Annotated in this window: 2 protein-coding genes; both read right to left on the bottom strand. The window is 48.1% G+C overall.

Annotated features, from left to right (window positions below; all coding sequences use genetic code 11):
* Positions 1–619 precede the first annotated feature (619 nt).
* Positions 620–1,957 (bottom strand): citrate/2-methylcitrate synthase, encoded by a 1,338-nt coding sequence (locus OCV68_RS11930; protein ID WP_262572910.1) that lies wholly within the window; start codon positions 1,955–1,957, stop codon positions 620–622.
* A gap of 25 nt (positions 1,958–1,982) precedes the next feature.
* The gene (locus tag OCV68_RS11925; RefSeq protein WP_262572908.1) at positions 1,983–3,305 is read right to left on the bottom strand and encodes an aspartate kinase; all 1,323 of its coding nucleotides are present in this window, start codon (positions 3,303–3,305) and stop codon (positions 1,983–1,985) included.
* Positions 3,306–3,878 lie beyond the last annotated feature (573 nt).

Raw genomic sequence — 3,878 nt, 5'->3', positions numbered from 1 at the left:
AAACTGAGAGCAATTTCGCAGAAATTGCAATTCAGTTTCCGCCGTAAGGCGCAGGTACGGACTATTCTACATTTCAATTTAATATGTCCGTACCATGCAAAGGAGACACCTAAGGAGAGAGGGAGGAAACCAAAACCCAACAAAAGCGGGCATTCCCCCCTCTCTCCTACGGTTTCTCCTCTGCACTCCTCTTCCCTACCCTCTCACCCCCACTAAGCCCGCTTTTGCAGTTTGTCTTTAACTGTTTTGTTTGCCTTCTATATCGAATATTGTTTCGTACCTTTCACCGCCGCCCCTCTCATTTGCGGTCTGGCGTTTACATATCGAGTATCTGCTGTTAGTTTTGTTTGGCTCTGCGGTGGGAATTGGATATATTGTCCGTTACAAGCTTAATTACTGTACCAGTCAGTAAAAGTATTTTGCAAGTAAACTTAGTTTACCACTGCGGCAACAGCGACCAGATGGCTCTGCCCTCAATGGACTTCCTAAACCCTTTACCTTGCTCTCATTTGTGCTGACTTTTCCATTTTGCTTATCACACGTAAGTCTGGCAAATCGCCCCCTATAAACCAAAAAGGGCTTTTGCAGTTCAATGCCGCAAAAGCCCAATATGCTTATTTTATCTGTTGTTAAGAGGAATATAAGCCTTTTCCTTGCTTACACTCTTGTATGCAGGACGGATTATCCTCTTGCCTGTCATGCTCTCCTCAAAGCGGTGAGCGCACCAGCCTGCCATTCTGGAAACGGCAAAGAGAGGTGTGAACAGATCCTCGGGAATGCCCAGCATCTTGTAAACAAAGCCGCTGTACATATCCACGTTGGCACACATCTTCTTCTCGTCACCCTTTACTTCCTTGAAAAGCTCGGGAGTAAGGCGCTCGATCATCTCCAGCAGACGGTATTCTGCCTCGAACTCGCTGCCGATAGCCATTTTTGCTGCGTTCTGCTTCAGGATAACGGCTCTGGGGTCGGAAAGGGTATATACCGCATGACCCATACCGTAGATAAGTCCTGTGCCGTCGCCTGCTTCCTTGCGGAGAATTTTCCTCAGGAAATCTGCGACCTCGCCCTCATCGTCCCAGTTCTTTACGTTTTCCTTTATGTACTGGTGCATCTGAATAACCTTGTGGTTAGCGCCGCCGTGACGGGGGCCTTTCAGTGAGCCGATAGCTGCGGAATATGCCGCATAGGGGTCGGTGCCCGAAGATGTGAGCACACGGCAGGTAAAGGTGGAGTTGTTTCCTCCGCCGTGCTCTGCGTGGAGCATGAGCATAACATCCAGGAGCTTTGCTTCCTCATCGGTGAACTGCCTGTCGGGACGGAGCATCGAAAGAATGGTCTCCGCTGTGGACTGACCGGGGATAAGGGGGTGCATGAACATTGACTTGTGGTTATAATATCTCTGCTTTACATGGTAAGCGGATACCATGATAACAGGCATTTTTGCGATAATGGAGACGGCTGTATCTACCTCGTGCTTTACCTCGGTATTATCGGGCACATCATCATAGGAGTAAAGCGCCAGCACCGCACGGGACATCTTGTTCATGATGTTCTTGGAGGGAGCCTTGAGTATCATATCCTCAAAGAAGCCCTCGGGAAGCTCACGGTTGTTGTCCAGCAGCTCTCTGAAATTTTCCAGCTGATGCTCAGTGGGAAGCTTGCCGCCAAGGAGAAGATAAGCTATCTCCTCGTAGCCGAAACGGTTCTCGGCAACAACATTTGAAACCAGGTCATTTATGTTGTAGCCTCTGAAAACCAGCTTTCCCTCATCGGGGGACTTTTCGCCCTCGTTGATAACGTATCCGTGAACGTTGCATATATTTGTAACGCCTGCCATAACGCCTGAACCGTCAGGATTTCTGAGGCCCCTCTTTACATTGAACTTCTCGTAATATTTGGGGTCTATTTTGTTGTTGGCAGTGTATGCCTCATACAGGCTGTTTATATCGCCCATATTTTCAGCCGCCTTTCTTTTTAAATTACTCCTGGGGAAGAACGAACATATCGTAGATAGCTCTTGTTGCTGTCTCGAAATCCTCTTCCTCAACGCCGATGATGATGTTAAGCTCGGAGGAGCCCTGGTCGATCATCTTAACATTGACTCTTGCGTGTGCAAGGGCGCTGAACAGTCTGCCCGCAGTACCTCTCGCCTTTCTCATGCCTCTGCCCACAACGGCAATAAGAGCAAGATTGTTCTCAATCTCGATCCTGTCGGGGTGGCATCTGTTGTTTATCTCGTCAATGATGGTCTTTTCCTTGCCGATGATAGCCTCGCTGCTTACAACGACGCTCATTGTATCAATGCCTGAGGGCATATGCTCGAAGCATACGTTGCTCTTTTCAAGGGCACGGAGAACATTCTTTCCGAAGCCAACTGCGGAGTTCATCATATCCTTTTCGATCTGGATAACGGAGAAGCCCTTCTTGCCCGCAATACCTGTGATGGTGTATTTGCTGGTCTCGGCAGTGTCGGAAACGATGAGAGTGCCTCTGTCCTCGGGGTGGTTGGTGTTCTTAATGTTTATGGGAATGCCTGCCTGTCTTACAGGGAAGATAGCGTCCTCGTGGAGAACGGTAGCGCCCATGTATGCAAGCTCTCTCAGCTCTCTGTAGGTGATAGTTGTGATAGGCTTGGGGTGGTCAACGATCCTGGGGTCGCAGATAAGGAAGCCGCTTACGTCAGTCCAGTTCTCATAAAGAACAGCGTTGACAGCATTTGCAACGATAGAACCTGTAACATCGGAGCCGCCTCTGGAGAAGGTCTTGATGGTATCATTGGGCATTGAGCCGTAGAAACCGGGGATAACAGCGTGCTCAAGGGAAGCAAGCTTGGGAGCAAGCAGAGCGCGTGTTGTCTCAAGGTCAAAGGAGCCCTTTTCGTCAAATCTGATATAGCCTGCGGGGTCAACGAAATCGTAGCCCAGATACTTTGCCAGAACGATGGAGTTAAGATATTCGCCGCGGCTTGCAGCGTAGTCACGGCCTGCTCTGTGGGCAAATGCGTTCTTGATGTTAGCAAATTCTGTTTCGAGAGAAAGGTCAATGCCCAGCTCGGAGATGATGCCGTCGAAGCGCTCCTCGATAGCGGCAAACTCCTTGTCAAAGCTTTCGCCCTTTACAGCCAGGTCATAGCAGCCGTAGAGCATATCGGTGACTTTGATATCGCCGCTGAAGCGCTTTCCGGGAGCGGAAGCGACAACGAATCTTCTTGCGGGGTCTGCAAGAACGATGTCGGCAACTTTCTTAAACTGTCCTGCGTCGGCGAGAGAGCTTCCGCCGAACTTTACAACCTTAGTATCCATATACGAACTCCATTCCGCCGCTGAGCGGCTAAGAAAAAATATACTCATTCAAAAGCGCCCGTTCATCTTCCAAAATGATACAGAGACACAATATAATAATTATATCCGAACTTGGAAAAAAAATCAATCGACATATAAGACAAATTTTAATGCAAATTTCGTGTCTCTTTGTGAAATACTACTGTTTTTCTGTGGCGGACAAGTTATAATAACTGTTTGCAGAGGCAAACCGAAACTTCTGCAATAAGCGGAGGGGAGAAATTCATAAAAAAAGCAGGCACAGGAAAAACCTGCGCCTGTCGGCATATGATAGGGTGATAAGCAAAGTTAAAAGTCAGCACAAATGAGAGCAAGGTAAAGGGTTTGGGTCAAGCCTTTTTCCCGAAAGGCTTGCGGGTGTCCAGAGGGCAGAGCCATCTGGTCGTCCTCCGCAGAGGACGAAATCTTTTCACTTGCGGTAAAGTCTTGTAATACTAAAGCCGACAGATTAAAAATCCCAAAGCCGCCTGCACCGAAAATTTAAAAGCTTGCAAATGAATATAATATTTCAATTTAAGCAAAAACATTTTCATG

Origin of the sequence: Huintestinicola butyrica, from assembly GCF_025567215.1 — a bacterium.
Taxonomy (GTDB): Bacteria; Bacillota; Clostridia; order Oscillospirales; family Ruminococcaceae; genus Huintestinicola; species Huintestinicola butyrica.
The sequence above is the reverse complement of the archived record's forward strand: the minus strand, read 5'-3'. Positions and strand labels throughout refer to the sequence as shown.

Bases quoted from the DNA above. Each gene is read 5' to 3' on its own strand.
- OCV68_RS11925 (WP_262572908.1), bottom strand. From the start codon at position 3,305: ATGGATACTAAGGTTGTAAAGTTCGGCGGAAGCTCTCTCGCCGACGCA.
- OCV68_RS11930 (WP_262572910.1), bottom strand. From the start codon at position 1,957: ATGGGCGATATAAACAGCCTGTATGAGGCATACACTGCCAACAACAAA.